This window comes from Shinella sp. 1A1 (genome assembly GCF_055379515.1).
Genome location: NZ_AP039671.1, coordinates 3,045,702 through 3,070,816, shown reverse-complemented (window position 1 = coordinate 3,070,816; position 25,115 = coordinate 3,045,702). Strand labels below are relative to the sequence as shown.

The 25,115-nt window shown below is 63.9% G+C and carries 26 protein-coding genes, 1 tRNA gene and 1 riboswitch; of the genes, 11 read left to right on the top strand and 16 right to left on the bottom strand.

Annotated features, from left to right (window positions below; all coding sequences use genetic code 11):
* The first annotated feature begins 1 nt into the window (after nucleotide 1).
* Together ACZ48C_RS15045 and ACZ48C_RS15040 are read left to right on the top strand one after the other, a co-directional pair.
* Nucleotides 2–676 (top strand): outer membrane lipoprotein carrier protein LolA, encoded by a 675-nt coding sequence (locus ACZ48C_RS15045; protein ID WP_413251104.1) that lies wholly within the window; start codon nucleotides 2–4, stop codon nucleotides 674–676.
* Between the two features lie 90 nt (nucleotides 677–766).
* Entirely contained in the window at nucleotides 767–1,573 is an 807-nt protein-coding gene (locus ACZ48C_RS15040; RefSeq protein ID WP_464781593.1) for an exodeoxyribonuclease III, read from the top strand.
* Between the two features lie 222 nt (nucleotides 1,574–1,795).
* Here ACZ48C_RS15040 and ACZ48C_RS15035 read toward each other — a convergent pair whose 3' ends face one another.
* Together ACZ48C_RS15035 and ACZ48C_RS15030 are read right to left on the bottom strand one after the other, a co-directional pair.
* A complete protein-coding gene (locus ACZ48C_RS15035) occupies nucleotides 1,796–2,251 on the bottom strand; it encodes a cyclic nucleotide-binding domain-containing protein (RefSeq protein WP_119257819.1) in 456 nt (151 codons plus the stop codon).
* Nucleotides 2,252–2,270: 19 nt separating this feature from the next.
* Nucleotides 2,271–2,954 (bottom strand): response regulator transcription factor, encoded by a 684-nt coding sequence (locus tag ACZ48C_RS15030; protein ID WP_119257820.1) that lies wholly within the window; start codon nucleotides 2,952–2,954, stop codon nucleotides 2,271–2,273.
* A 110-nt stretch (nucleotides 2,955–3,064) separates the two neighbouring features.
* Here ACZ48C_RS15030 and ACZ48C_RS15025 point away from each other — a divergent pair, with 110 nt between their 5' ends.
* A complete protein-coding gene (locus ACZ48C_RS15025; RefSeq protein WP_424549474.1) occupies nucleotides 3,065–3,610 on the top strand; it encodes a L,D-transpeptidase family protein in 546 nt (181 codons plus the stop codon).
* Between the two features lie 108 nt (nucleotides 3,611–3,718).
* The gene (locus ACZ48C_RS15020) at nucleotides 3,719–4,549 is read left to right on the top strand and encodes an aldo/keto reductase (protein ID WP_464781592.1); all 831 of its coding nucleotides are present in this window, start codon (nucleotides 3,719–3,721) and stop codon (nucleotides 4,547–4,549) included.
* Between the two features lie 124 nt (nucleotides 4,550–4,673).
* Here the strand turns inward: ACZ48C_RS15020 and ACZ48C_RS15015 are convergent, their stop codons facing one another.
* From ACZ48C_RS15015 to ACZ48C_RS15000, 4 genes are all read right to left on the bottom strand, one after another.
* Nucleotides 4,674–4,862, bottom strand: a complete 189-nt coding sequence (locus ACZ48C_RS15015) for a Trm112 family protein (protein ID WP_119257813.1) — start codon at nucleotides 4,860–4,862, stop codon at nucleotides 4,674–4,676.
* A gap of 9 nt (nucleotides 4,863–4,871) precedes the next feature.
* Entirely contained in the window at nucleotides 4,872–5,552 is a 681-nt protein-coding gene (locus ACZ48C_RS15010; protein ID WP_464781591.1) for an LON peptidase substrate-binding domain-containing protein, read from the bottom strand.
* 127 nt (nucleotides 5,553–5,679) lie between these two features.
* Nucleotides 5,680–6,642: a thioredoxin gene (trxA, locus tag ACZ48C_RS15005; RefSeq protein WP_464781590.1), complete on the bottom strand. Its 963-nt coding sequence runs from the start codon at nucleotides 6,640–6,642 to the stop codon at nucleotides 5,680–5,682.
* Between the two features lie 58 nt (nucleotides 6,643–6,700).
* Nucleotides 6,701–7,210: a prolyl-tRNA synthetase associated domain-containing protein gene (locus tag ACZ48C_RS15000; RefSeq protein ID WP_119257811.1), complete on the bottom strand. Its 510-nt coding sequence runs from the start codon at nucleotides 7,208–7,210 to the stop codon at nucleotides 6,701–6,703.
* 217 nt (nucleotides 7,211–7,427) lie between these two features.
* On the opposite strand from ACZ48C_RS15000, the gene ACZ48C_RS14995 reads away from it, so the two are divergent.
* Nucleotides 7,428–7,502: transfer RNA gene (locus tag ACZ48C_RS14995), tRNA-Gly, on the top strand.
* A gap of 441 nt (nucleotides 7,503–7,943) precedes the next feature.
* Here ACZ48C_RS14995 and ACZ48C_RS14990 read toward each other — a convergent pair.
* The 7 genes from ACZ48C_RS14990 to ACZ48C_RS14960 form a co-directional block, all read right to left on the bottom strand.
* Complete coding sequence (locus tag ACZ48C_RS14990; protein WP_464781589.1) at nucleotides 7,944–9,362, bottom strand: hypothetical protein; 1,419 nt, start codon at nucleotides 9,360–9,362, stop codon at nucleotides 7,944–7,946.
* 165 nt (nucleotides 9,363–9,527) lie between these two features.
* Nucleotides 9,528–11,432 (bottom strand): methyl-accepting chemotaxis protein, encoded by a 1,905-nt coding sequence (locus ACZ48C_RS14985; RefSeq protein WP_464781588.1) that lies wholly within the window; start codon nucleotides 11,430–11,432, stop codon nucleotides 9,528–9,530.
* Between the two features lie 143 nt (nucleotides 11,433–11,575).
* Nucleotides 11,576–12,610 carry an aldose epimerase family protein gene (locus ACZ48C_RS14980; protein ID WP_464781587.1) on the bottom strand — a complete coding sequence of 345 codons (1,035 nt, stop codon included), beginning with the start codon at nucleotides 12,608–12,610 and terminating at the stop codon, nucleotides 11,576–11,578.
* Between the two features lie 75 nt (nucleotides 12,611–12,685).
* Complete coding sequence (locus tag ACZ48C_RS14975) at nucleotides 12,686–13,138, bottom strand: N-acetyltransferase family protein (protein WP_464781586.1); 453 nt, start codon at nucleotides 13,136–13,138, stop codon at nucleotides 12,686–12,688.
* Nucleotides 13,139–13,141: 3 nt separating this feature from the next.
* Nucleotides 13,142–14,065, bottom strand: coding sequence for a homoserine O-acetyltransferase MetA (gene metA, locus ACZ48C_RS14970; protein ID WP_464781585.1), 924 nt, complete (start codon nucleotides 14,063–14,065; stop codon nucleotides 13,142–13,144).
* Nucleotides 14,066–14,124: 59 nt separating this feature from the next.
* A riboswitch (SAM riboswitch) is annotated at nucleotides 14,125–14,202 on the bottom strand.
* Nucleotides 14,203–14,382: 180 nt separating this feature from the next.
* Nucleotides 14,383–16,209: an ABC-F family ATP-binding cassette domain-containing protein gene (locus ACZ48C_RS14965; protein ID WP_464781584.1), complete on the bottom strand. Its 1,827-nt coding sequence runs from the start codon at nucleotides 16,207–16,209 to the stop codon at nucleotides 14,383–14,385.
* A gap of 3 nt (nucleotides 16,210–16,212) precedes the next feature.
* Nucleotides 16,213–16,878, bottom strand: a complete 666-nt coding sequence (locus ACZ48C_RS14960) for a thiamine diphosphokinase (protein WP_464781583.1) — start codon at nucleotides 16,876–16,878, stop codon at nucleotides 16,213–16,215.
* A 218-nt stretch (nucleotides 16,879–17,096) separates the two neighbouring features.
* Here ACZ48C_RS14960 and ACZ48C_RS14955 point away from each other — a divergent pair, with 218 nt between their 5' ends.
* The 3 genes from ACZ48C_RS14955 to ispG all read left to right on the top strand — a co-directional run bounded on the left by ACZ48C_RS14955 (nucleotide 17,097) and on the right by ispG (nucleotide 20,434).
* Nucleotides 17,097–17,867, top strand: coding sequence for a DeoR/GlpR family DNA-binding transcription regulator (locus ACZ48C_RS14955; protein WP_464781582.1), 771 nt, complete (start codon nucleotides 17,097–17,099; stop codon nucleotides 17,865–17,867).
* 27 nt (nucleotides 17,868–17,894) lie between these two features.
* Nucleotides 17,895–19,088 carry an MFS transporter gene (locus ACZ48C_RS14950; protein WP_464781581.1) on the top strand — a complete coding sequence of 398 codons (1,194 nt, stop codon included), beginning with the start codon at nucleotides 17,895–17,897 and terminating at the stop codon, nucleotides 19,086–19,088.
* 92 nt (nucleotides 19,089–19,180) lie between these two features.
* On the top strand, nucleotides 19,181–20,434 hold the full coding sequence (ispG, locus tag ACZ48C_RS14945; protein WP_464781580.1) for a flavodoxin-dependent (E)-4-hydroxy-3-methylbut-2-enyl-diphosphate synthase: 1,254 nt from the start codon (nucleotides 19,181–19,183) through the stop codon (nucleotides 20,432–20,434).
* Here the strand turns inward: ispG and ACZ48C_RS14940 are convergent, their stop codons facing one another.
* The 3 genes from ACZ48C_RS14940 to ACZ48C_RS14930 form a co-directional block, all read right to left on the bottom strand.
* Nucleotides 20,435–21,079 (bottom strand): LysE family translocator, encoded by a 645-nt coding sequence (locus ACZ48C_RS14940; RefSeq protein ID WP_464781579.1) that lies wholly within the window; start codon nucleotides 21,077–21,079, stop codon nucleotides 20,435–20,437. It lies immediately after the preceding gene.
* Between the two features lie 125 nt (nucleotides 21,080–21,204).
* Nucleotides 21,205–22,260: a histidinol-phosphate transaminase gene (gene hisC, locus ACZ48C_RS14935; protein ID WP_464781578.1), complete on the bottom strand. Its 1,056-nt coding sequence runs from the start codon at nucleotides 22,258–22,260 to the stop codon at nucleotides 21,205–21,207.
* A 4-nt stretch (nucleotides 22,261–22,264) separates the two neighbouring features.
* Nucleotides 22,265–23,182, bottom strand: coding sequence for a polyprenyl synthetase family protein (locus tag ACZ48C_RS14930; protein WP_464781577.1), 918 nt, complete (start codon nucleotides 23,180–23,182; stop codon nucleotides 22,265–22,267).
* Between the two features lie 100 nt (nucleotides 23,183–23,282).
* Between ACZ48C_RS14930 and mtgA the strand changes: the two genes are divergently transcribed.
* The 3 genes from mtgA (at nucleotide 23,283) to rpmF (ending at nucleotide 25,113) form a co-directional block, all read left to right on the top strand.
* The gene (gene mtgA, locus ACZ48C_RS14925) at nucleotides 23,283–24,065 is read left to right on the top strand and encodes a monofunctional biosynthetic peptidoglycan transglycosylase (RefSeq protein WP_413251102.1); all 783 of its coding nucleotides are present in this window, start codon (nucleotides 23,283–23,285) and stop codon (nucleotides 24,063–24,065) included.
* A gap of 69 nt (nucleotides 24,066–24,134) precedes the next feature.
* Nucleotides 24,135–24,782, top strand: a complete 648-nt coding sequence (locus tag ACZ48C_RS14920) for a glutathione S-transferase family protein (protein WP_464781576.1) — start codon at nucleotides 24,135–24,137, stop codon at nucleotides 24,780–24,782.
* A gap of 145 nt (nucleotides 24,783–24,927) precedes the next feature.
* On the top strand, nucleotides 24,928–25,113 hold the full coding sequence (rpmF, locus tag ACZ48C_RS14915) for a 50S ribosomal protein L32 (protein ID WP_119257782.1): 186 nt from the start codon (nucleotides 24,928–24,930) through the stop codon (nucleotides 25,111–25,113).
* Nucleotides 25,114–25,115 lie beyond the last annotated feature (2 nt).

Here is a 25,115-nt window from a genome sequence, read left to right as displayed (position 1 = left end):
CATGAAGGAGACCGACATGATCCGATCCGAACACGGCCGGCCGGCCGGCACACTGACCCGCCGCGGCTTCACCGGCCTTCTGGCCTTCACGCTCGCGGCCGGCCTCTCGGTGCTCGCGCCCGCGCCCGCCTCCGCGCAGGCGAGCGGCACTGCGCAGAAGATCGCCGATCACTTCGCCTCCGTGAAGACGATGATGGGCGAGTTCGTGCAGTTCGGCCCGCGCGGCGAGCAGACCGGCGGCAAGTTCTATATCGACCGTCCCGGCAAGATCCGCTTCAACTACGAGGATCCCTCGCCGATGCGCGTGATCGCCGACGGCAAGTCCGTCGTCATCGGCAACCGCAAGCTCAAGACCTGGGACATCTACCCGCTCTCCAAGACGCCGCTGAACCTCCTGCTCGCCAACAGGATCGACCTCTCCTCCAAGATGGTGCGCGGCGTGAAGGAGGAAGCGGACCTGACGACCATCGTCCTCGGCGACAAGAGCGTGTTCGGCGATTCGACCATCACCATGATGTTCGATCCCAAGACCTATGACCTGCGCCAGTGGACGATCACCGACGCGCAGGGCAAGGACACGTCCGTGATGATCTTCAACGTCAAGACCGGCGTGCCGCTCGACGACAAGGTTTTCTCGATCCCCTACGATGAAATCCGCAACCGCGGCCGCAACTGACGGCGCGAAAGCCTTCCTGCGCGCCGTGAAGTGATTCCACTCGCAGGCAAAATGCTTTAAGACCCCCCGGACGATTTCCCGGGGGCAGGCATGACACTTTCGATCGCGACATGGAACATCAACTCGGTGCGGCTGCGTATGCCGCTCGTCGAGCATTTCCTGAAGACCTATTCGCCGGACGTCCTGTGCCTGCAGGAAACGAAGTGTCCGAACGACCAGTTCCCGTCAAAGCCACTGAAGGCGCTCGGTTACGAGCATATCGTCATGCATGGCCAGAAGGGCTATCACGGTGTCGCCACCGTCTCGCGCCTGCCGCTGACGGAGATCGTCGAGCGGCGCGACTATTGCGGCGTCGGCGATGCGCGGCATGTCTCGGTGGTCTTCCATCACCGGAACAAGTCGATCCGCCTGCACAATTTCTATGTGCCGGCCGGCGGCGATGAGCCGGATCGCGCGATCAATCCGAAATTCGGCCACAAGCTCGATTTCATCGAGGAGATGAAGCTGCTGCACGCGGAGGCCGAGGCGGGCATTTCCTCAATCCTCGTCGGCGACCTCAATATCGCGCCGCTGGAGCATGACGTCTGGTCGCACAAGCAGCTCCTGAAGATCGTCAGCCATACGCCCATCGAGACCGAGGGGCTGATCGACGTGATGACGAAGGGGGCCTGGGTGGACCTGATGCGCCGCAAGGTGCCGGCGGAGGAAAAGCTCTATACGTGGTGGAGCTACCGCTCGGCCGACTGGCAGGCCGCCAACAAGGGCCGCCGCCTCGACCATATCTGGTCCTCCGCCGATCTCGACCCGCACCTCACCAACATCTCGGTGATCCGCGAGGCCCGCGGCTGGGAACGGCCGTCCGACCACGTGCCGGTTATCGCGGAATTCGATTTCTGAGGGTGCTTGCGGGAGGTTTTCGCACTAGCGTCTTCGGATAAGGAGATCGCCGCGGATGCTGCCCCTCATCCGGCCTGCCGGCCACCTTCTCCCCGCAAGCGGGGCGAAGGAGATATGGCGCGCCGTTTTCCCGACTTTCGGGTACCGCGTGGGGCAAGTCCCCTCTCCCCGCCTGCGGGGAGAGGGTTAGGGTGAGGGGCCAATCCAGCCCGCTACGGAGTCTCAGGCAAACCGCCCCGCCAGCCCCCGCATCCGGGTGATCATCGCCGCAAGGTTCTCGCGGATGCGCGCATCGACCAGCACGGCGACGTCGGGATATTCCTCCAGCATGCGCCGGAAGAGCGGGCGGTTGATGCGGATGACCTCGCTGTCCTCCAGCGCGACCGCCGTATATTTACGCTCGACGGCGGAGATCATGGCGAGTTCCGAGAGAAGCGTGCCGGCACCCGCCGTGCCTTCGTTGCGCGTCGAACCGTCCCGAAGCGTGGATGTCAGCTGGAACGCGCCATAGGCGACGACGAAGCCGCAGTCGGCGGATGTCCCCTCGCGAAACAGCGTCTGCCCCTCCACCAGCCGCCGGCGCTCGGCGCCGAAGGCCATCAGCCGCAGCTTGTCGTCGGAAAGGCCGGCGAAGAGCGGCACGCGGGAGAGAAGGGCGATGTCGTCGCTGAGAGCCACGTCGGGCGCTCCTTACTGATTACGGAACGATTTTATACCCGCCGTTCTCTGTCACGAGAATCTCCGCATTGGAAGGGTCCCGCTCGATCTTCTGGCGAAGACGGTAGACATGGGTCTCCAGCGTATGGGTCGTGACGCCGGAATTGTAGCCCCAGACCTCTTCCAGCAGCACGTCGCGCGTCACCACCTTCTGGTCGGCGCGGTAGAGGTAACGGATGATTGCCGCCTCCTTCTCGGTGAGGCGGATCTTCTGGCCGTTCTCCAGCGTCAGCAGCTTCTGGCCGGGCTTGAACGTATAGGGGCCGACGGTGAAGGTGGCGTCCTCGCTGCTCTCGTGCTGGCGGAGCTGTGCGCGGATACGTGCGAGCAGCACGGCGAAGCGGAAGGGCTTGGTCACATAGTCGTTGGCCCCGGCTTCCAGGCCAAGGATCGTGTCCGAATCGGTGTCATGGCCCGTCAGCATGATGATCGGCGCCTTGAAGCCGCCCTTGCGCAAGAGCTTCACCGCCTCGCGGCCATCCATGTCGGGCAGGCCGACATCCATGATGAGCAGGTCGATCTGGTTGCTGCGCGCCGTCTGGATGCCCTTGCCGGCCGTCGTTTCCTCGAGCGTCGCGAATTCCTCGTAGAGCGAAAGCTGCTCGACGAGCGTCTCGCGAAGGTCGTTGTCGTCATCGACAAGTAGGATCGTGCGGGATGTCATGCTTTACCTCTCGGCATTCCTCTGGAAAGTAAGGGAACTGGCGCTTTTGGCAAGCCCGCCTGTGGCTTAGCCGATCAGGTTGCCGCATGGCGCGAATATGGCGGACGGAAATGAACCGGATCACATCTCCTGAACATTGCGTGAAGACGATCCTCGTGCGCCCCGCGCCGGGCAGCAAGACCCGTGCCATCGTGCAGGTGGGGCCGCTGCGCATCCCCGCCGCCATCGGCCGCTCGGGCCGCACGAGCCGCAAGCGAGAGGGGGACGGGGCGACCCCCATTGCCGCCATGCCGCTTCTTTCCGGTTTTACGCGCGGCGACCGCCTGTCCCTGCCGAAGACCGGCCTGCCGATAAAGCGCATACGCCCGTCCATGCTCTGGTGCGATGAACCGAAGCATCCGAGCTACAACCGGCCCGTCAACGCGCCCTTCCGGCCGAGCCACGAGGAACTGGCACGCAAGGACGAGCTCTACGACATCTGCCTCGTGCTCGACTGGAACGTGTCGGCGCGCCGGCGCAATGCCGGCTCGGCGATATTCTTCCATCTCATTCGTCCCGGCTACGAGCCGACGGCGGGGTGCGTCGCCATCGCCCGGCGCGACATGCTGCGCATTCTTCCCTATCTCCGGCGCGGAACCGTCCTCCGCGTTCTTTGAAATGACGTGCGGCGCGCCTATATCTGCCTCGACCGTCGCCGGGCTGCAAGGCGCCACGGGAAGCCCTTCGGGTTCAAGCACGCCATCCCTTTTCATGGAGACATTCTGATGAGCGATCAACCGACAATCCTGTTTCACGACGGCAACAGCATTCCCCAGGTCGGCCTCGGCGTCTGGCAGACCCCGAACGAGACGGCCGTGACCGCCGTCAAGGCGGCGCTCGCCACCGGCTATCGCCATGTCGACACGGCGGCGATCTACGAGAACGAGGAAGGTGTCGGCGAGGGTATCCGCGCCTCCGGCGTCGACCGTTCCGAAATCTTCCTGACGACGAAGCTCTGGAATTCCGACCAGGGCCACGACGCGGCGCTGAAGGCCTTCGATGCCAGCCTCAAGCGCCTCGGCACCGACTATGTCGACCTCTACCTCATCCACTGGCCGGCGCCGAAGCGCGACCAGTATGTGGCGACCTGGAAGGCCTTCATCCAGCTCCAGAAGGAAGGCCGCGCCCGCTCCATCGGCGTCTCCAACTTCTATCCCGAGCACCTTCAGCGCCTGATCGACGAAACGGGCGTGACCCCGGCCATCAACCAGATCGAACTGCATCCGGACTTCCCGCAGAAGGAGGCCCGCGCCTATCACGACAAGCACCGCATCGTCACCCAGTCCTGGAGCCCGCTCGGCCAGGGCACGCTGCTGGAAAACCCGGTCGTCGCCAAAGTCGCCGCAAAGCACGGCCGCACCCCGGCACAGGTCATCACCCGCTGGCACATCGACAACGGGTTGGTGGTCATCCCGAAATCGGTGACGCCCTCGCGTATCGCCGAGAACTTCAAGGTCTTCGACTTCAAGCTCGACGCCGAGGACATGGCGACCTTCGCGACGCTGGAAAAAGACGGCAAGCGCATCGGGCCGGACCCGATGACGGCGACGTTCTGAGGCGGGTTGGCGGGTGCGGGTGGATTGGTTGCCCGCACCTGCAGCCAGGATCTTTCCGTCTCGGGGGTATGATCGGGCCCAAGGATGGTGACGGAGAGGCAGCCGGTTTGGCAGCATTCGTGCCTCAGTCCTTGATCTCCCGTGCCTCCGAGATCAGCATGATCGGGATCCCGTCGCGGATCGGGTAGGCGAGCTTCGCCTTTTCGGAGACAAGCTCGCCGGCCTTGGCATCATAGACCAGCCGTCCCTTGGTCAGCGGGCAGACGAGCAGTTCGAGCAGTTTGGGATCGACGCGGCTGGTGCTGGCATCCATGGGGCGGTCCTATTGCAGGCGGGTATCGACGTCGCCATAGCTGCGCGCCAGAACGATCTCGGTGATGGCGATCAGCGTTTCCGCCCGCGTCTTGAGGTCGGGAGCCTCCAGAAGCGCCTGCTTTTCCGCCGGGCCGTAGGGCGACATCATCGCCATGGAGTTGACCAGCGTCATGTTGCTGGCGCGCTCGACGCTCTCCCAGTCCGCCTCCAGCTTGTTGGCGTCGAGATAGGCCTTGAAGGCGGAAAGCAGCGCCTCGCGATCGACGTTCTGTTCGTCGTCGCCGGCCGAAAGGTCGGTGATGAAGGGGGCGATGCGAAAGCTGCGGTAGGACTTGCCGCTCCGCACCTCCTCCAGCAACCTGTAGCGGCAGATGCCGGTGAGCGAGACGATGTAGCGCCCGTCCCCGGTCTCGGCGAAGGAAGTGATGCGGCCGAGGCAGCCGACCTGGCAGAGCGCGGGCGTCTCGCCCGCCGGCTCTTCCGCGCGGTGCTCGCCGAAGACCGGCTGCACCATGCCGACCAGCCGGTGCGAGGCGAGCGCATCGTCGAACATGGAAAGATAGCGCGGCTCGAAGATATTGAGCGGCAGCTGGCCGCCGGGCAGGAGCAGCGCACCCGTCAGCGGAAAGACGGGAATGGCCTCGGGCAGGTCCTCCGGCTTCAGATAACGCGCATTTCCCACCTGCATGGCATTGCCTTCCCAATTCGCGGCGCGGCGAAACATCTCCCGCCCCTCGTCAGCGCGCCCTTTCCCGAATGTGGGGTAGGCGCGGCGTTTCTCAAGGGACGCCGCGCCCGTAGCCCTGAAAAAAGGCTCAGGAGAACAGGATCGACGACAGCTTGCGGCGGGCGGCGATCGTCGCCGGGTCCTTGGGACCCCAGACGTCGAAGAACTGCAGCAGTTCGCGGCGCGCACCGTCGTCGTCGAAGGCGCGGTCGCGCTTCATGATATGGAGGAGATGGTCGGCCGCCGCCTGGCGGTCGCCTTCCATATTGCGGATCTTGGCAAGGTTGAGCCGCGCGGTGTGATCGTCCGGGTCCAGCGCAAGCGCCTGTTCGAGCGCGGCCGGATCGCCCAGCTTGCGGGCCTCCTCGATCTGGTCGAGCTTCCTGGCGACCGCCGCGATGGCCGGGTCGGCGGCAAGCGCTTCCGGCAGGTTGCTGAGCGCCTGGCGGGCATTGTCCGGCTGGCCGACGGCGATCATGCATTCGGCGATGCCGGCAAGCGCCGGGGCATTTTCCGGGTCGGCCTGCAGCAGCGCGCCGTAGAGATCGGCCGCGCCGGCAAGGTCGCCCGCGTCGAAGAGCGTCTTCGCTTCAGCGAGCATGGCCTCGATCTCGGCTTTCTCGTCGGCGCCCGCGGGGCCGGCCACCTTGTCGATGAACTCGCGAATCTGGCTTTCCGGCACCGCGCCCATGAAGCCGTCCACCGGCCGGCCGCCGACGAAGGCGATGACGGCGGGAATGGACTGGATGCCGAGCTGGCCGGGAATGGACGGATGGTCGTCGATGTTGAGCTTGACGAGCTTCACCCGGCCGGCGCCCTCGCGCACGACCTTCTCGATGAGCGGCTGGAGCTGCTTGCACGGGCCGCACCAGGGCGCCCAGAAATCGACGAGGACCGGCTGCTGGCGCGAGGCCTCCAGCACGTCGCGCGAGAAGTTCGCCGTCGTCGTGTCCTTGATCAGGTCATCCGCCGGTGCCGCCCCGCCATAGTTCGCCGAAACGTTCATCTGTCCGCCATAGGACGATGCATAGGGGTTGTCGCCTGCACTCATGGGTCTCTCCTGTGGCGCAAAGCGCCGTCAAACGCGTGTCTGTGCCCAAAATCGTATGTCAGGCCGTGACTTTCAAGACAAGCGGCTCGTGCCCCGTCGCCTCGATGAAGCGCAGCAGGTCCTTCGAGCCGATCGAGGTGGTGGCGTCGTTGCGCAGCGGGTGGCAGTTGATCGTGTCGAAGGCCATCAGGTCCTCGTCGATGATGATCTTCACGTTCTTCCCCGCGTCGTTGAAGACGCCGAAGGCGGTGACGGCGCCGGGAATGACGCCGAGATATTCCATCAGCTTCTCCGGCTTGCCGAAGGAGACCCGGCTTGCCGCGCCGATCACGGAATGGATGGTCTTCAGGTCCACCGTCGCATGTTCCTCGACTGTCATCAGGAAGTAATTGTCCTTCTTGTCCTTCACGAAGAGGTTTTTCGTGTGGCCGCCGGGAATCTCGTCGCGCAGCGCGACGGATTCGGCGACGGTGAAGACGGGGGCGTGTTCCTTCGTCGTGTGGACGATGCCCAGCCCGTCGAGAAACTGAAAGAGGTCCTTGTCCGTCTTCGGCTGCGCTTCGCTCATGTCCTGATTCCTGTCCCGAATAACTCCGCCCGCTGATTAGGACTTCGCCCGCCCGCGCGCAACCACCTGAGAAACCGGGGCCTGGCAAGGCGCTGCAATTTTTTCTTCAAAATCCGACATTTCCCTGTTGCATTTGAAAATGGCTTGGGCCATATACCGCCCGTCGCCGCAACGCAGCGACCTTCGGCCACAGACTACCCCAGGCCGTCGGCGATGAGCGGGTGTAGCTCAGGGGTAGAGCACAACCTTGCCAAGGTTGGGGTCGAGCGTTCGAATCGCTTCACCCGCTCCATTCTTTCCAAAGTTTCGAAGCCTCGGTTCGCCGGGGCTTTTGTGCGTTTCGGTATGGTTGAAATTGCAGCAGGCGGAAGCGGCAAAAATGGTCGCGGTTACCACACGGTTACAGGTTCGTAGCCTCGGAACGATATGCAATCACGGCGTCGGACGGTTCATTGGTCACGGATATATCGATGCGAATCCCCTGTTGGAATGTCGAATGGCACCGCCGCACGTCATGGGCGGCCAAGCACATTGTTGAGCGGTTTGTGGGGGGATGATCCAGAGATTTTCTGTTACCCTAAGTCGTACACCGACTTTGGGAACCGGGTGGCATGTTTTTCGCCGGGGCTTTTGTTCATTTTGGCGTGGTTGAAATCACACTAAGCGGAAGCGGTGTAAAAAGTCGCGGTTACCATGCCGTTACAAAACTATAATTTTACGGAAGGCACATATTTCAGCTTGCTCCTGCGGGATCGACAACGGTGAATACTAGTTGAATTCTCTTGCTGGCTTTACGGTCAATCGAAACCTTGCCGCTTAGGATGCCGCGCTTCAGTTTTGCCAATGGAGACATTGAAAACGTAAAATCTTCGGCCTCATTAAGAGCCTCTTTTAATCGGCCTAAACTCTCATCAAATTCTTGCCCTTCAGTTGGGGCAGCCAGTAGGCAACGCAGTGCGTAGAGCGTCACCGACATCGGTGTGCCTAAACGTGGTTGAAGAGATTCTAGATAATACTTAGACCCCTCAAAATCGTCTGACACATAACAAGCAATTGCCTTGTTGACTTGGGAAAATGGTTTAGAAGCACCGAGCTCCTGTGCAATCGAATACAGTTCAAATGCGGATATTCCATCGCCAATTTCTATGAAGTAGTTGGCTTTCTTTGTTAAGTCATTTGCGTTTTCTTCGCTCGCCGGCTTCTCGATAGTCGAAGGTTCTGATGAACCTTCCGTAAATTGCTTTTTTAAAACTTCGGCCATTGGATCATTTGGCGAAAGCGTCAACGCAGTATCTATGTCGTCAAGAGCGTCGCGACGATTGCCTAACAAGAACTTAGCTCGTGCGCGCCCCAAATACAAAGTGTGCATATTCGGCGATTCTTCTATTTTTCTATCATAAAGCAGAATCGCGTCTGCATACCTTTTTGCTCGCACTAGCGCAGCAACACGCTGATCCTGCTCGGAATCTTCACGAGAGATATTTCCCTTTGTAACTTCGTTTTGGAGCTGTTCGTCAATCGCTCTCTTTAGCTTCGCATCTTCATCTTGGATAGCTTGAAATTCTCTATCGGCGATCTCCAGCAAACCCGCCAATGCAATAAATTTCCTCTCAAGGGAGCGCGGGACATCTGATTGATTCTTATACTGTATGTCATGTTCTATTTCAGCCCAAGCATGCTGCAATACGGTTCGTATCTGAATTTCACAAATAAGCCCAGAATACTTTTTATACTCCGAGAGTTCCAACCTTCCTTTTGTAAATTTGACAAGATAATGTATGCTTTGATAGCCAAATTTTCCCTCTTTATATCTCTCTTCTCCAACGTCTCTTTTTTCAACTATATCAAAATTTCCGGATATAAATCGATCAACCTTCTCAAGGTCCTTAATGGTGTAAGTTATAATTCTCACGCCAGCTATATCCGTTATCTGATTCAATGGATCGCTATATTTCTCTTCATCACCATTTTTCTTCAAAGCCTTCCGTACGAAACTTTCGGTGTTCTTGGCCCTTGCGGAGATGTTTTGATATTGCAAGCCAAGCTCGTGAAATGACTCGGATATTATTCTTCTTGTCTCTTCGCAGAGTTTTTCATACCTTGGCTTGATGTCATTGTACTGATCGATTAGAACCTGCTCACCAAGCTGCATACGCACATCTCCCGACTGTACACTTGAATATGTACTTCCTGGCGATTGATCAGGTCAAGTATCAAGGACCCAGGATTGTTGAGAGTGATCTCAGAGCTAAACGGTCTGCAGCAATTTCAAACGCGTCGTCCGCATCCTTGACTGTTCATACTTCGAAACGGAGGCTCAAGCGGCGCGGCGATGCTGCGTGGCGTGGGCATGGCCCTCGTCGATGCGGAACTGCGAGAGCGCCGTCTGAAGCTGGGCGGCCTCGCTGGCGAGAACCTGGCTGGCGGCGGTTGTTTCCTCCACCATGGCGGCGTTCTGCTGGGTCATCTGGTCCATCTGGTTGACGGCCGTGTTGATCTCGCCGAGCGCGGCGGACTGTTCCTGTGCCGCGCGGGTGATCGAGACGACATGGTCGTTGACGCGGTTCACAAGGTCCTTGATCTCGGAAAGCACGTCGCCGGTCGACAGGACCAGCGAGACGCCGCCCTTCACTTCGCCTGCCGAGGCGTTGATCAGCGTCTTGATCTCCTTGGCCGCATTGGCCGAGCGCTGGGCGAGCTCGCGCACTTCCTGCGCGACGACGGCGAAGCCGCGGCCCGCCTCGCCCGCGCGCGCCGCCTCGACGCCGGCATTAAGGGCGAGCAGGTTCGTCTGGAAGGCGATCTCGTCGATCACCGAGATGATCTGGCTGATCTTCTGCGAGGACTGCTCGATGCGGCCCATGGCGTCGATGGCGCTCTTCACGATGTCGCCGGATTTCTCGGCGCTTTCCTTGGTCTCGCGCACGATCTCCGAGGCTTCCACGGCGCGGGCCGTCGAGGTCTTCACGGTCGTGGTGATTTCCTCCAGCGCGGCAGCGGTCTCCTCCAGCGAGGCGGCCTGCTGCTCGGTGCGGTGGGCGAGCTGATCGGCGGCGGCGGAAAGCTCGCGGGAATTGCCGGTGATGGTGCCGGCGGTCGAGAGAATGCCGCTCATCGTGCTGCGCAGCGTCAGCATGGCGCCGTTGACGTTGGCCTGGAGCTCGGCGAAATCGCCCTGGAAATGGCCGGCCATTTCCTGCGTGAGGTCGGCATGCGACAGCGAGGCGATGACGCGGCGCACTTCACTGACGCCCCGGTCGACATTGGCCACCAGTTCGTTGACGCTGCCGGCGAAGCGGCTGAGGTCCTCGTCCTCGTAGGACTTGGTGATGCGGCGGGAGAAATCGCCGGCGGCAGCGGCGGCGACGATGGTGCTGATGTTGGACTGCAGGTCCTTGCTCTGTGCCTGAAGGGCCGCTTCCTGCGCTTCCATCTCGCGCATCTGCATCTCGTTGGCGCGGAAGACGTCGAGCGTGCGCGCCATGGCGCCGATCTCGTCCTTGCGGTCGGTGCCGGGAATCTCGTCGTCGAGCTTGCCGGCGGCAAGGTTCGACATCACGCCGGTCAGGCGCTGGATCGGCCGCACGATGCCGTTGCGGGCGAAGAGCATGCTCAGCAGCATGCCCGCGACGATACAGACGAAGGCGGTGGCGAGCAGCAGGACCTGCGTGTTCGCAGAACGGGAGATCGCGACGGCGCGGGAGGCCGAAAGGGTCTCGGCGGAGTAGTTGGTGTATTCCTTCAGCGCCGCGGTGACGGCCTTCTGGCCTTCCAGCGCCTTGTCGAGCGCGGCGTGGATCGCGGCGCGGTCTGCACCGTTCTGCGAGGCGACGGCCACCATGGCGCGGATCTGGTCGAAATAGGGAACCAGCGCCGCGCGCACGCCCTCGAGCAGCTTCTGTTCGCTGGCATCGGCGGTCGAGGCGATCTTCGGCAGGCGGTCCAGCATCTCGCCGGCGCGCTTTTCCGTCTCGGCGGCAAAGTCCGCCGCCTTTTCCGGGGCGGTCGCGAGCTGGTAGGTCATGCGGCTGATGGCGATGACGTCGATGCGCAGGTCCATGGCTTCGCGGGCGACTTCCTCGCGCGTGCCGGTGTCCTGAAGGGCCGCGCCGAGCGAGGTGAGGCCGCGGCTGCCGACGGTGGCGATGGTGCCGGCGGCGATGCCCATGAGGAGCACCAGGAAGCCGACTTTCCGGGAAATGGAGAGATCCGAGATTTTCATGGACAGGTGTCCCCTGGGGGCGACCGGCGCTGTCCTGGCGCGTTCAATCCCGCACGACCCGGCGTCATTTCGGGCCAATATGGCTCGGTTGTCCGCTACAAAAGTTTCGATTTCCTTGCGTTTTGCCAACCCGTTCGGGGTGGTCAACCCTTGCGGAAGACGTAGTCCGTCTCCTGCCGCAGCGTCTCGCCGGGGCGCAGGACCGCCTTCGGGAAGTTGTCGTGGTTGACGGCGTCCGGCCAGATCTGCGTTTCGAGGCAGAAGCCGGCAAAGGGGCCATAGCGGCGGCCATCGAGGCCGGGCACGGGCGAATCCACATAGGCGCCGGTATAGAGCTGCACACCGGGTTCTGTGGTCAGGACCTCCAGCGAGACGCCGGATGTCGGGCTTCGTACGGCGCCGACGGGGCGCTTGGCCTGCCGTTCGGACGAGAGGCAGAAATTGTGGTCGAAGGCGACACCATCAGCCGCCTTCTGGCGGGAAAGCGGCGTCCAGCTCCTGAGATCGAAGGGCGTGCCGGCGACGGGGCGGAGCTCGCCGGTCGGGATGAGATTCTCGTCGACGGGCAGGTAGTGATCGGCGGCAAGGCGGATCTCGTGGCCGAAGGCGTCGGCGCTGCCGTCGAGGATGAAATAGCTGTGCTGGCAGAGATTGACGGGCGTCGGCGCATCGGTCGTCGCCTCGTAGACGACGGAGAGCACGCCGTCGCCGGAGAGGCGGTAGGTGCAGGTGATGGAAGCGGTGCCGGGATAGCCGGCGCGTCCGGCGAGGTCCGTGACGGCCAGGGTGACGAAGTCTGCGCCCTGATCGGCAATCCGCCAGTTCTGCTGGCCGATGCCATCGCTGCCGCCGTGCAGATGCGTGATGTCGCGCTCGTTGCATTCGAGCTGGTAGGCGGTGCCGTCGATGGAGAAGCGGCCACCGGCGATGCGGTTGGCGCAGCGGCCGGGCGTCGCGCCGAAATAGGGGGAGTGGGCGCGGTAGGAGGGCAGGTCCGCGTAGCCCAGAACGAGCGGGGCGTCGTGGCCCTGAAGGCGCAGATCCTGAATGACGGAACCCCATGTGAGCACATGAGCCGTCAGTCCGCCGCCGGTGATCGTGATGCGCTCGACCGGCTCGCCGTTTTCCAGATGGCCGAAGATCCCGTTTCCTGCCCGCACCGCCCGTTTCCTCCGCATCCGGTTCATTGTGGCGGCAACGTGCCGTTATTTGCCGCCACCCGCAATCAAAAAGTCATACTTTTTGATGCTGCCTCAGAAATTCTTCTGGTAGACGATGAAGGGCGTCTTGTCGGCGATGCGGTCGTAGAGCTTGCGGGCGGTGGCGTTGAAGTCCTGCGTCATCCAGTAGACTTCCGGCGCACCCGCTTCCTCCGCCTTGGCATAGACGCCTTCGATCAGCGCCCGGCCGATGCCGCTGCCGCGCACCTCGGGATCGGCGAAGAGATCCTGCAGGTAGCAGATGCTGTTGATGGTCCAGCAGGAGCGGTGGAAGAGGTAATGCGCAAGGCCCACTGGCTTGCCGTCGAGCGTCGCCAGAAGACCGCGATATTCGCCTTCCGCCGCCTCGCCTGTCAGCCGGGCGAAGGTGCTGGCGAAGATCTCTTCGGGCAGGACCGTCTCATAGAAGGCGAGATAGGCGGTCCATAGGCGGCGCCATTCGCCTTCATCATTCTTGTGCAGAGGGCGAACGACGACACGGCTCATGGGTCAGGCTCCCGTTCCGATTTTCTCGAGGTCGTAGGGCGTGGTCTGGTAGATCTCGTTGATCCAGTTGCCGAAGAGCAGATGCGCATGGCCCCGCCAGCGGTTCTGCGGCGGCAGGGATGGATCGTTGTGCGGGAAATAGTTCTTCGGCAGCTTGATCGGCACGCCGGCCGAGACATCGCGGAAATATTCGTCGGCCAGCGAGGTCGAATCGTATTCGACATGGTTGAAGATATAGAGCCGATTGCCGGCCTTCTCCTGGATGAGGCAGACGCCCGTCTCGTCGGAATCGAGCAGGATGTCGAGTTCCGCCACGTTCCGGATGTCCTCGATGCGGATCTCCGTCCAGCGCGAGACCGGAACCTCGAAATTGTCCGAGAAGCCGTTGAGATAGACCGAGGAGGGCTTTCGGTTGTGGTGCCGGTAGACGCCGAAGGCCTTCTCCTCCAGCGTGTGCTTGGGCACGCCGTGGAAATGGTAGATCGCCGCCATGGCGCCCCAGCAGACGTTCAGCGTCGAATGGACGTTGGTCTCGGTCCAGTCGAGGATCTGCTTCATCTCGTCCCAATAGGTGACGTCCTCGTAGTCGAGGGTTTCCACCGGCGCGCCGGTGATGATGAAGCCGTCGAACTTGCGGTGCTTCACCTCCTCCCACGTATCGTAGAAGGCGAGGAGGTGCTCTTCCGAGGTGTTCTTGGCGCGGTGGCCGCCGACGCGAATGAGAGACAATTCGACCTGCAGCGGCGAGGCGCCGACGAGGCGCGCCATCTGCACTTCCGTCTTGATCTTGTTCGGCATGAGGTTGAGCAGCCCGATCTGCAGCGGGCGGATATCCTGCCGGATCGCCATCGTTTCGGTCATCACCCGCACACCCTCGTTGACGAGGGTCTGGAAGGCGGGGAGCGTATCGGGAATCTTGATGGGCATGTTTCAACTCGATCCAAAACAAAACCGGCCGCAACGATGTCGCAACCGGTCCACGTAAGGCTCTTCCTCGCGCGGCCCTTTAGCGACTTGTTTAACGTGGCTGCAAGCCGGCCGGCCAAATCACCACGGGAATATTGATAACGCCACTGCGGGCGCGAATCAATCCGGCAGCTTCCAGTCTACCGGAGGCCGGCGGGGCGGGGAAAATCAGCGGCGCTTTTTCGTCTTCTGAAGAGACGTCGTGGTCCGTGGCGTGGGTGGTCGGGTCAAGCCCGACCATTACGGAGGAGAGGTTGGCGGATGAGCGCGCGGATGCCTCAGCCTTCCAGCTCTTCCCGCAGCATTTCCAGCTCCAGCCATTCCTCTTCCATCTTCGTCAGGCTGTCGCGCAGCTTCTCCATCTCGGCGGCGAGCTTGTTGAAGGTGGCGGGGTCCTTGGTGAAGAGGTTCGGGTCGGCCATCTTCGCCTCGCGGGCGGCGATTTCCTTTTCGGCCTTTTCCATTTCCTTAGGCAGGTTTTCGAGCGCGAATTTCTGCTTGTAGGAGAGCTTTGCCTTGCCCTTCGCGTCTGCGGAAGCAGCGGAGGGCGTGTCGGCGGCCTTGGCCTTCTCGGCCTTTTCCGCCTTGCGCTTCTCCTCGATCGCGCCGCGGCGCTGGGCCATCATGTCCGAATAGCCGCCGGCATATTCGATCCAGCGTCCATCCGGGCTTTCCGGATCGGCCGGTGCTATGGTGGAGGTGACGGTGCGATCGAGGAAGTCGCGGTCGTGGCTGACGAGCAGCACCGTGCCGGCAAAGCCCGCGACGATCTCCTGCAACAAGTCCAGCGTCTCGATATCGAGGTCGTTGGTCGGTTCGTCGAGGATGAGCAGGTTCGTCGGGCGCGAAAGGATGCGCGCCAGCATCAGCCGGGCGCGCTCGCCGCCCGACAAGTTGCGGATCGGCGTGCGGGACTGTTCCGGCTGGAAGAGGAATTCCTTCATGTAGCCGGTGACATGGCGCTGCTCGCCATTGACCAGCAGCGTCTCGCCGCGCCCGTCGGTGAGGTAGTGGGCGAGCGTGTCGTCGAGGTTGAGGTCCTCGCGGCGCTGGTCGAGCGTGGCGATCTCCAGGTTCGTGCCGAGCTTCACCGTGCCGCTGTCGGGTTCGAGCTGGCCGGTCAGCATCTTCAGCAGCGTCGTCTTGCCGGCGCCGTTCGGGCCGACGAGGCCGATGCAGTCGCCGCGATGCACGCGGATCGAGAAGGGGGCGACGATGGTGCGCTCGCCATAGGCCTTCGTGATCTTTTCCGCCTCGATGACCAGCTTGCCGGATTCCTGCGCGTCGGAGGCGCTGGCCTGTACCGAGCCCTGCGGGCCCTTATGGCCGCGATAGCGGGCACGCAGGTCGTGCAGCGCGCCGAGGCGGCGCATGTTGCGCTTGCGGCGGGCCGTCACGCCATAGCGCAGCCAGTGCTCCTCGCGCTCGATGGCCTTGCCGAGCTTGTGCTGCTCCAGTTCCTCGGCCTCCAGCACCTCGTCGCGCCAGGCCTCGAAATGGCCGAAGCCGCGATTGAGCCGGCGCGACTGGCCGCGATCGAGCCAGACGGTGGCGTTGGAGACCTTTTCGAGGAAGCGGCGGTCGTGCGAGATGACGACGAGGGCCGAGCGGGTCGATTGCAGCTCGCCTTCCAGCCATTCGATGGTGGGCAGGTCGAGATGGTTGGTCGGCTCGTCGAGCAGCAGGATATCCGGCTCCGGCGCCATGACGCGGGCGAGCGCCGCCCGACGCGCCTCGCCGCCGGAGAGCGACTTCGGGTCCTCGCTGCCGGAAAGGCCGAGATGTTCGAGCAGGTAGGTGACGCGGTACGGGTCGTCGCTCGGGCCGAGGCCCGCCTCGGCATAGGCGGCGACTGTGTCGTAGCCGTCGAAATCCGGGGCCTGGTGCAGGTAGCGGATCGTCGCGGAAGGATGGCGGAAGACCTCGCCGGACTGCGCCTCTGCGAGGCCGGCGGCGATCTTCATCAGCGTCGACTTGCCCGAGCCGTTGCGGCCGACGAGTGAGATACGGTCGCCGGGCTCCACCTGCAGGCTCGCGCCGGCAAGGAGCGGCGTGCCGCCGAAGCTGAGGAAGATGTCGTCGAGTTTGAGGATCGGCGGTGCCAAGGGTCAGGCTCCTGAAAGGTCATAGGGCCGGGCGATGAGGATCGCGCGGCCGGAGGCAAGCGAAAGGCGGATCGGGCCTTCCGCGACATTGGAAATGGTGCGGGACGCGCCGAAGGGCAACGTGAAATCGCTGAGCGGGTAACGCACGTTGCCGAGCGAAAGGCCGGCGAGCGGAGAAAGGCCGAGCACGGAAAAGAGGCTGCCCTTCGGCAGGTCGATCTCGCGGCTGCCCGGCAGCAGCGGCCAGGCTTCCTCCTCGCCGGAGGTGAGCTTGATGGAAAAGCCCTGCTCTTCCAGAGAGACGGCGTGAATGAGGTGCATCAGCGCATGGTCGCTGCGTTCGCCGCCGAGCGCGCCGGCAAGCACGATGTTCTTCGCGCCCCGCTCCGCCGCGACGGAAACGGCGAGCGCGCCGTCGGTCTCGTTCTTGGCGGCGGGCCAGGGCTGGCGCTCTATTGCGGACCAGGCGGCCAGGAGTTCCGGCGGCGTGGAATCGAAATCGCCGACCCAGATTTCGGGCGTGAGGCCGAGCGCTGCGGCGTGCCGCATGCCGCCATCCGCCGCCACGGTCCGGGCCCCCGCGACATCCGCGCGAAGACGCGGCGTCACGGCGAGCGCGCCGCCGAGAAGGACGACGAAGGTCTGGTCTGTGGAGGCCGGCTTGATCATGGCTGATGCCCTTAGCGCATGTTTTGGCGAAAGGGAAAGATTTTGGCGGAGGGCGGCCGCCGGCACGACGATCCACGCGATGAACATTCTTTCTCATTATGCCATTCGAAGACTTGCCGGGCCGCATCCGCCTGCAACGAAACGTGACCTGCCTGTTCATTGACGATTTTGCCTATTCATGCGTATTGATGCGTAATCGTGCATGATTTGGTTTGGTGATGTCGGTACAGGATCTTCTTCTTGGCGAGCGGCAGGCGCTCATTCGCATGCGGCTCGACCTTTCGGGGCGGGTGATCGCGGCGGAGCTGGCGCAGGAGCTGGGCGTTTCCGAGGATACGATCCGGCGGGACCTGCGCGAGATGGCGGCGTCCGGGCTTTGCCAGCGGGTCTATGGCGGGGCGCTGCGGATTTCGCCGGCTTCGACCACGATGAACGAGCGCATGGCTATCGGCGGCGCGCGCAAGGCGGCGCTGGCGCGGGCGGCGGCGACGCTGGTTCCCGCAGGCGCCACGGTCTTCCTCGATGCCGGCAGTACCAACCTTGCGCTCGCCCGCGCGCTGCCTGCCGGCCAAGGCCTGACGGTCGCCACCAATGCGCCGACCATCGCCGCCGCGCTCCTGGAGCGCGATCTTACGACCATCCAGCTCGGCGGCCTGATCGACGCTCGCCTGGGTGCTGCGATCGGCGCCAAGGCGATGCGCGATGCCGAGGCGCTGCGCCCGGATATCCTCGTCCTCGGCGTCTGCGGCATCGATCCGGAGGTGGGCGTGACCGCCGGGAGCTTCGAGGAGGCGGAGTTCAAGCGTTTCCTCGCCTCGCGCAGCCGCACCGTGATGGTCGTGGCGACCAATGACAAGCTTTCCACCGCAGCCCCCTATTCGGTCGTGCCGCTTTCCCGCGTGGCGCAGGTCGTGATCGAGGCGGATGCGGACGACGAGGAGGCGGCCGCGCTGAAGGTGGCCGGCATCGAAACCCTGCGGGCCGGCTGAGTCCGGTGCAATCCCGAAAGACCTTCCATGACGACGTCCGAAACCGCCCTTGCCGGCAAATCCTTCACCGGGACCTATTTTCCGCCGACGCGGCTCGCCGTGTCGGGCCTCTTCCTGCTGAACGGCACCTTCGCCGGCGCCTGGGCGCCGAAGATCCCGGAATTCGCCGCGCGCTTCGGGCTGACGGAGGCCGGGCTCGGCCTGATGATCATGTGCTTCGGCATCGGCTCGCTGATCCTGATGCCGATCGCCGGCGTGCTGATCGCCCATTTCGGCACGACGCGCACGGCGAAGGGCGCGACGATCCTCTTCCTCACCACCATGCTGCTGCTGTCGGCCGCGCCGACGATCCCGCTCGGCGCCATCGCCGTCTTCCTCTTCGGCGGGCTGATGGGCGGGATGGATGTCGCCATGAACGGCAATGCGGTCGAAGTGGAGAAAGCCATGCGCCGGGCGATCATGTCGTCCTGCCATGCGTTCTGGAGCCTCGGCGCCTTCATCGGCGCGGCAACCGGCGGCTTCCTCATGGAGGCGCTCGGGGTGATGGGCCATGCTGCCCTGCTCACCGTCGCCGGGGCGGCGATGCTGGTCCTCGTCTGGCCGCGCATCCTGCACGATGCGCGCCATCCGGGCGAGGAGCGCCAGAAGGTGCGCCTGCCGCTGACGCCGCTGCCCTGGCTGATCGGCCTGATGGCGCTGTTCTGCATGGTGCCGGAAGGGGCGATCCTCGACTGGGGCGCGCTCTACGTGCGCAACGAACTCGGCGCGTCGCTGGCGCTTTCGGGCTTCGCCTTCGGCACCTTCTCGCTGACCATGGCCGTCATGCGCTTTGCCGGCGATCATGTGCGCGACCGTTTCGGCGCGGTGAAGACGCTGCGCTTCTGCACGGTCATGGCGATCCTCGGCATGGTGGTGGCCGGCACGGCGCCGAACGCCTATGTGGCGATAGCCGGCTTCGCGCTCTGCGGCGTCGGCATTTCCAACATGGTGCCCATCGCCTTTTCCGCCGCCGGCAACCTGCCGGGCTATGCGCAGGGCGTGGCGCTGTCGGTCGCGACGGTCATGGGCTATTCCGGCTCGCTCTTCGCGCCTTCCTTCATCGGCTTCATCGCCGAGCATGTCGGCTTCGCGATGATCTTCACGCTCCTGCCGCTCCTCTTCATCGTCGTGCTGGCGCTCTCGCACCACGCGGTGCATGCGGACGTGCGCGAGCGGCACTGAAATCGCCCTGACGGTTGACAAGCCACATTTCCTGATCCACCTGAGGGCAAAGGCCGCGCCCGCGCGGCCGCTTTCGAGCAAGAGGCTCCAAAATGTCCTTTTCCTTCGATTTTGAACCGAAGCCGCGGCGCGTGTCCGTCGGCGTCGATGTCGGCGGCGTGCTCGTCGGCGGCGGGGCGCCCGTCGTCGTCCAGTCGATGACAAACACGGACACGGCCGATGTCGATGCGACGGTGGCGCAGGTTGCCGCCCTTCACCGGGCCGGCTCCGAGATCGTGCGCATCACGGTCGACCGCGACGAGAGCGCGGCGGCGGTGCCGAAGATCCGCGAGCGGCTGCTGCGGCTCGGCATGGACGTGCCGCTCGTCGGCGACTTCCACTATATCGGCCACAAGCTGCTGGCCGATCACCCGGCCTGCGCCGAGGCGCTGGCGAAGTACCGCATCAATCCCGGCAATGTCGGTTTCAAGGACAAGAAGGACCGCCAGTTCGCCGCCATCGTCGAGACGGCGATCCGCCACGACAAGCCGGTGCGTATCGGCGTCAACTGGGGCTCGCTCGATCAGGAACTCCTGACCCGGCTGATGGACGAGAACCAGGACAGGGGTTTCCCGCTCACCGCCCAGCAGGTGATGCGCGAGGCGATCTGCCAGTCGGCGCTGCTCTCGGCCGAGCTTGCCGAGGAGATCGGCTTGCCGCGCGACCACATCATCCTGTCGGCCAAGGTGTCCAACGTGCAGGACCTCATCGCCGTCTATGCGATGCTGTCGGCCCGTTCCGACCATGCGCTGCATCTCGGCCTTACCGAGGCCGGAATGGGCACCAAGGGCGTCGTCGCCTCCTCGGCCTCGCTCGGCATCCTCATGCAGCAGGGCATCGGCGACACGATCCGCATCTCGCTGACGCCCGAGCCGGGCGGCGACCGTACCCGCGAGGTGCAGGTGGCGCAGGAGCTGCTGCAGGTCATGGGCTTTCGCCAGTTCATCCCCGTCGTCGCCGCATGTCCCGGCTGCGGGCGCACGACCTCGACGGTCTTCCAGGAACTGGCGCAGAAGATTCAGGACGACATCCGCAAGAACATGCCGGTCTGGCGCGAGAAGTATCCGGGTGTCGAAGGCCTCAAGGTCGCCGTCATGGGCTGCATCGTCAACGGGCCGGGCGAGAGCAAGCATGCCGATATCGGCATCTCGCTGCCGGGCACCGGGGAGCTCCCCATCGCGCCCGTCTATGTCGACGGCAAGAAGGCGATGACGCTGCGCGGCACCGATATCGCCGGCGAATTCGAGGCGCTGGTCAACGACTATATCGAGAAGCGCTACGGACAGGGTCAGGCGGCGGCCGAGTAGTTACAGGCGCGTCGTCAGCAGCTTGAAGCCGGCAAAGGCGAAGAAGGCGGCCATCACGCCTTCGATGCCGCGGCGTGCCTTCAGGTAAGCGCGGTGGACCGGGCCGAGCGAAAAGACCAGCGCGAAACCGAGGAAGACGCAGACCCCCATCACCATGCAGCCGGCGATGAAGGTCGCCATGACGCCGCCCGGCGCGCCCGGCGGCATGCCGAGCGATGTCAGCATGATCCAGTTGAAGATCGCCTTGGGATTGGTGAGGTGGATGCCGAGGCCCTTGAGATATTGCCGCCGCGGCGAAAGCGCCGGCAGGGCCGCCATCTGCGCGCGATAGGTCTCCTCGCTCTTGCGGGCCGCGCGATAGGCATTCCAGGCAAGCCACAGCAGATAGCAACCGCCGACGATCTTCAGCACGATGATCGCTTCGCCATAGGCGCGGATGAGGGCGGAAAGGCCCGATGCCGTGAGGATCGCCCAGATGTAGGAACCCGTCAGCACGCCGGACGCCAGTGTCAAGCCGGCGCGCCGGCCCTGGCTGATGGACGTTGCGATGATGGCGATGATCGCAGGACCGGGTGAGGCGGTGGCGATGAAATAGGCCGTCCAGGCGACGGCAAGCTGGGGCAGGTAGGGCGTAAGGTCGGTCATGGGCCACCGCTGAATGTCAGTGGACGATAACCGAGCGTTTCAAGCGCTCCAAGCCGGAGAATTGCACCACATGTCCCCCTTCCAGCCGTCAGGCCGGAAGGGGGGCGCTGTCGCGGTTTGCGATCCTAGAGGATGTCTTCCAGCGCTGCGATCAGCCGGTCGCATTCCTCGGGCGTGCCGATGGTGATGCGCAGGAAATCCGAGATGCGGGGCTTGGCGAAATGGCGCACCAGAACGGCGCGCTCGCGCAGACTTTTTGCAAGCGCCTCGCCGCTGTGCCCCGGGTGGCGAGCGAAGACGAAGTTCGCCTGCGAGGGCAGCACCTCGAAGCCGCGCTGGCGCAGCGCGCCCGTCACGCGCTCGCGCGATTCGATGACCTTGCCGCGCGTTGCGTCGAACCATTCCCGGTCGTCGATGGCCGCGGCCGCGCCGGCTTGGGCGACGCGGTCGAGCGGATAGGAGTTGAAGCTGTCCTTCACGCGCTCCAGCGCATTGATCAGCGGGCGCTGGCCGATGGCGTAGCCGACGCGCAGCCCCGCCAGCGAGCGGGACTTGGAGAGCGTGTGGACGACGAGGAGGTTGTCGTATTTCTTCGTCAGCGGGATCGCGCTCTCGCCGCCGAAATCGATATAGGCCTCGTCGATCACCACCGGCTGGTCCGGATGCGCGGCGACGAGCCTCTCGATGGCGGCGAGCGGCAGGCCGATGCCGGTCGGCGCGTTGGGGTTCGGCAGGATGATCGCGCCGGCGGGGCGATCGTAGTCCGCAAGATCGATGGTGAAATCGTCCTTCAGCGCAATCTCGACCGACTCGATGCCGAAGAGGCGGCAATAGGTCGGGTAGAAGCTGTAGGTGATGTCGGGGTAGAGCAGCGGCTGCTCATGCTTGAGGAGGGCGACGAAGGCGTGCGCCAGCACCTCGTCCGAACCGTTGCCGACGAAAACTTCATCGGCTTCCACGCCGTAGAAGCGGGCGATGGACTGGCGCAGCGCCAGCGCGCCCGGATCGGGGTAAAGCTTGAGGCTGTCGGCGACGGCGGCCTGCATGGCGGCGATGGCCTTGGGCGAGGGGCCGTAGGGGTTTTCGTTGGTGTTGAGCTTGATGAGGTTTTGAATGCGCGGCTGCTCGCCTGCGACATAGGGCTTGAGCGTGGCGACGATCGGCGACCAGAATTTGCTCATGACGTCAGTTCCTGCGATTGGCAATGAAATGGGCGGTTTCGACGAGGATTCCGGCCCGATGGCTGAACGGCGCAAGAAGCGCCTCGGCCTCCGTGACAAGTTCCTTCAGCCGATTTTCCGCCCATGCCTGGCCGCGGCGGGAAACGAGCGTGGCCTTGCCGCGCTCGGCGTCCTTGCCGGTCGCCTTGCCCATGGTCTGCGCATCGGCGGTGAGATCGAGCAGGTCGTCGGCGATCTGGAAGGCGAGGCCCACCGTCTCGCCGTAGCGGCGCAGCGTCCGGCGATCTTCCGCGGATGCGCCGGCGATGATCGCGCCGGCCTCGCAGGCGAAGCGCAGCAGCGCGCCCGTCTTCATGGCCTGCAGCGTGACGATGCCGTCCTCGTCGGGTGCCTGCTTTTCAGCTGCAAGGTCCAGCACTTGTCCGCCGGCCATGCCGCCGATGCCGGCGGCGCGGGCGAGCGCCAGCACCAGCGCCGTCTTGGTGGCGTCGGGCAGGCGTGTTTCGGGCGCGGCGACGATGTCGAAGGCGAGCGTCAGAAGGCTGTCGCCGGCAAGGATGGCCAAGGCCTCGTCGAAGGCGATGTGCACGGTCGGCTGGCCGCGGCGAAGGTCGTCGTCGTCCATTGCCGGCAGGTCGTCATGGACGAGCGAGTAGCAATGGATGCATTCGAGCGCCGCGCCGATGCGCAGGGCCGCCTCGCGCTCGACATTGGGGAAGAGCGCGGCGGACTCGACGACGAGGAAGGGACGCAGCCGCTTGCCGCCGTTCAGCACGCCGTGGCGCATGGCGGCCAGCAGGCGTTCCGGCCGGGCGATCTCGCCGGCCTCAATCTCGGCCGAGAGCAGTCGTTCGAGAAGGGCTTCCACCGCCTCGGCATTGCTCTTGAGAAGGGACTGGAATTCCTGGTGACGTTCGCTCATCGCCGCTCTTTGGCATGGGCTCCCCGGCGAAGCAACGGGAATGCCGGGATGGCGGCAAAGAATCGCGGCCCGGCGCTGGTTTTTGCCGAGCCGGGACGGTATGAAGGCGCAACGCGGGATGGATGGGCGCCGGCACTTGGACATCGTACCGGAAACACGGACGGACATGGAGGTTGAAACCGGTGAGAGGGACGGCTGGATGAGCCGGCTTCGCCGGAGCAGGCGCCGACTTGTCCTTGCCGTGGTGGCCCTGATCGCGCTGCCCTATGCGCTGATCCTCCTCTATACGCTCGCCTTCGTCCACCCCGTCTCCACGCTGATGCTGCGCGACCTCGTGCTGCTGCGCGGCTATGACCGGCAATGGGTTTCCTTCGAGGATATCTCGCCCAATCTCGTGCAGGCGGTGATGATGTCGGAGGACGGGCAGTTCTGCCGCCATTCCGGCGTCGACTGGGGCGAGATGCGCGCCGTGGTGAACGAGGCGCTGGCCGGCGAGCAGACGCGCGGGGCGAGCACCATCCCCATGCAGACGGCGAAGAACCTCTTCCTGTGGAACGGCCGCTCCTTCCTGCGCAAGGCGATGGAGGTGCCGCTGGCGGTGGCGGCGGATTTCGTCTGGAGCAAGCGGCGGCTGATGGAGATCTATCTCAACATCGCCGAATGGGGGCCGGGCATCTACGGCATCGAGGCGGCGGCGCAGCACCATTTCAACGTGCCGGCCGCAAAGCTCTCGCGCCGGCAGGCCTCGCTTCTCGCCGTCTCGCTGCCCAACCCCTACGAGCGCAATGCCGGCAAGCCAGGCCGCGGCCTGCAGCGGCTGGCGCGGCTGATCGAGCATCGCGCAAACCGTTCCGGCGAATACATCAAGTGCCTTTATGAGTGAGTTCAGGGCTTTTCATTGGCGCTCGCGGTCCTGGGCGCCTAGGGTCCAGCCCGCTTAAAGGAGCCTGAAATGACAGACCTCGTCCTCTATGTCGGCAACAAGAACTACTCCTCCTGGTCCTTCCGGCCCTGGATCGCCATGGCGGCGGCGGGCGTGCCGTTCACCGACCGGGTGATCCCGTTCGATTTTGCCGCCGGCAACCCGGAAATCCGCAAGATTTCGCCGACGGGCCGGGTGCCGCTGCTGCAGCACGGCGACGTCAAGGTCTGGGAATCGCTCGCCATCATCGAATATGTCGCCGAGCTCTTTCCGGATGCCGGCATCTGGCCGCAGGACCGGGTGGCGCGCGCCGAGGCGCGGGCGATCTCGATGGAAATGCTCTCCGGCTTCCGTGCGCTGCGCAATGCCTGCCCGATGAACATCCGCCGCACGCCCGGCAGCATCGACCTTGCCGACGGCGTGACGGAGGACGTCGCCCGCATCGAGACGATCTGGAAGGACGCGCTGGCGCGCTCGGGCGGGCCGTTCCTGTTCGGCGGCTTCTCGGCGGCCGACGCGATGTATGCGCCGGTGATCAACCGGCTGGAGATCTATCGCCTGACGCGGGACGAGACGATCCTTGCCTATATGGCGCGCATGAAGGCGCACCCGGCCTGGCAGAGGTGGCAGGCGGCGGCGCTCGCCGAGCCCTGGATCGTGCCGGAAGACGAGGTCTGACGGCGGAGTCGAAAAAATCCGCACGGGGACTGGTCAAGCAGGGTTTTGCCATGTATAAGCCGGCCCAATTTCCGAGAAAAAGGCATGTCCTGTCGCCCATCCGGTGCCGTAGGGATGTGTTTGCCCGATAAGTGGAGTTAGTCAAATGGCTGTACCGAAAAGAAAAACGACCCCGTCCAAGCGCGGTATGCGCCGTTCCGCAGACGCTCTGAAGGGTTCGACCTACGTTGAAGACAAGAACTCGGGCGAACTGCGCCGTCCGCACCACATCGACCTGAAGACCGGCATGTACCGCGGTCGCCAGGTTCTGACGCCGAAGGAAAGCGCATAATC

What these genes read in the sequence shown, in the direction of transcription:
- ACZ48C_RS15045 (WP_413251104.1), top strand. Translation starts at nt 2, where the DNA reads ATGAAGGAGACCGACATGATCCGATCCGAACACGGCCGGCCGGCCGGC.
- ACZ48C_RS15040 (WP_464781593.1), top strand. Translation starts at nt 767, where the DNA reads ATGACACTTTCGATCGCGACATGGAACATCAACTCGGTGCGGCTGCGT.
- ACZ48C_RS15030 (WP_119257820.1), bottom strand. Translation starts at nt 2,954, where the DNA reads ATGACATCCCGCACGATCCTACTTGTCGATGACGACAACGACCTTCGC.
- ACZ48C_RS15025 (WP_424549474.1), top strand. Translation starts at nt 3,065, where the DNA reads ATGAACCGGATCACATCTCCTGAACATTGCGTGAAGACGATCCTCGTG.
- ACZ48C_RS15020 (WP_464781592.1), top strand. Translation starts at nt 3,719, where the DNA reads ATGAGCGATCAACCGACAATCCTGTTTCACGACGGCAACAGCATTCCC.
- ACZ48C_RS15015 (WP_119257813.1), bottom strand. Translation starts at nt 4,862, where the DNA reads ATGGATGCCAGCACCAGCCGCGTCGATCCCAAACTGCTCGAACTGCTC.
- ACZ48C_RS15010 (WP_464781591.1), bottom strand. Translation starts at nt 5,552, where the DNA reads ATGCAGGTGGGAAATGCGCGTTATCTGAAGCCGGAGGACCTGCCCGAG.
- trxA (WP_464781590.1), bottom strand. Translation starts at nt 6,642, where the DNA reads ATGAGTGCAGGCGACAACCCCTATGCATCGTCCTATGGCGGACAGATG.
- ACZ48C_RS15000 (WP_119257811.1), bottom strand. Translation starts at nt 7,210, where the DNA reads ATGAGCGAAGCGCAGCCGAAGACGGACAAGGACCTCTTTCAGTTTCTC.
- ACZ48C_RS14990 (WP_464781589.1), bottom strand. Translation starts at nt 9,362, where the DNA reads ATGCAGCTTGGTGAGCAGGTTCTAATCGATCAGTACAATGACATCAAG.
- ACZ48C_RS14985 (WP_464781588.1), bottom strand. Translation starts at nt 11,432, where the DNA reads ATGAAAATCTCGGATCTCTCCATTTCCCGGAAAGTCGGCTTCCTGGTG.
- ACZ48C_RS14980 (WP_464781587.1), bottom strand. Translation starts at nt 12,610, where the DNA reads ATGCGGAGGAAACGGGCGGTGCGGGCAGGAAACGGGATCTTCGGCCAT.
- ACZ48C_RS14975 (WP_464781586.1), bottom strand. Translation starts at nt 13,138, where the DNA reads ATGAGCCGTGTCGTCGTTCGCCCTCTGCACAAGAATGATGAAGGCGAA.
- metA (WP_464781585.1), bottom strand. Translation starts at nt 14,065, where the DNA reads ATGCCCATCAAGATTCCCGATACGCTCCCCGCCTTCCAGACCCTCGTC.
- ACZ48C_RS14960 (WP_464781583.1), bottom strand. Translation starts at nt 16,878, where the DNA reads ATGATCAAGCCGGCCTCCACAGACCAGACCTTCGTCGTCCTTCTCGGC.
- ACZ48C_RS14955 (WP_464781582.1), top strand. Translation starts at nt 17,097, where the DNA reads ATGTCGGTACAGGATCTTCTTCTTGGCGAGCGGCAGGCGCTCATTCGC.
- ACZ48C_RS14950 (WP_464781581.1), top strand. Translation starts at nt 17,895, where the DNA reads ATGACGACGTCCGAAACCGCCCTTGCCGGCAAATCCTTCACCGGGACC.
- ispG (WP_464781580.1), top strand. Translation starts at nt 19,181, where the DNA reads ATGTCCTTTTCCTTCGATTTTGAACCGAAGCCGCGGCGCGTGTCCGTC.
- ACZ48C_RS14940 (WP_464781579.1), bottom strand. Translation starts at nt 21,079, where the DNA reads ATGACCGACCTTACGCCCTACCTGCCCCAGCTTGCCGTCGCCTGGACG.
- hisC (WP_464781578.1), bottom strand. Translation starts at nt 22,260, where the DNA reads ATGAGCAAATTCTGGTCGCCGATCGTCGCCACGCTCAAGCCCTATGTC.
- ACZ48C_RS14930 (WP_464781577.1), bottom strand. Translation starts at nt 23,182, where the DNA reads ATGAGCGAACGTCACCAGGAATTCCAGTCCCTTCTCAAGAGCAATGCC.
- mtgA (WP_413251102.1), top strand. Translation starts at nt 23,283, where the DNA reads ATGAAGGCGCAACGCGGGATGGATGGGCGCCGGCACTTGGACATCGTA.
- ACZ48C_RS14920 (WP_464781576.1), top strand. Translation starts at nt 24,135, where the DNA reads ATGACAGACCTCGTCCTCTATGTCGGCAACAAGAACTACTCCTCCTGG.
- rpmF (WP_119257782.1), top strand. Translation starts at nt 24,928, where the DNA reads ATGGCTGTACCGAAAAGAAAAACGACCCCGTCCAAGCGCGGTATGCGC.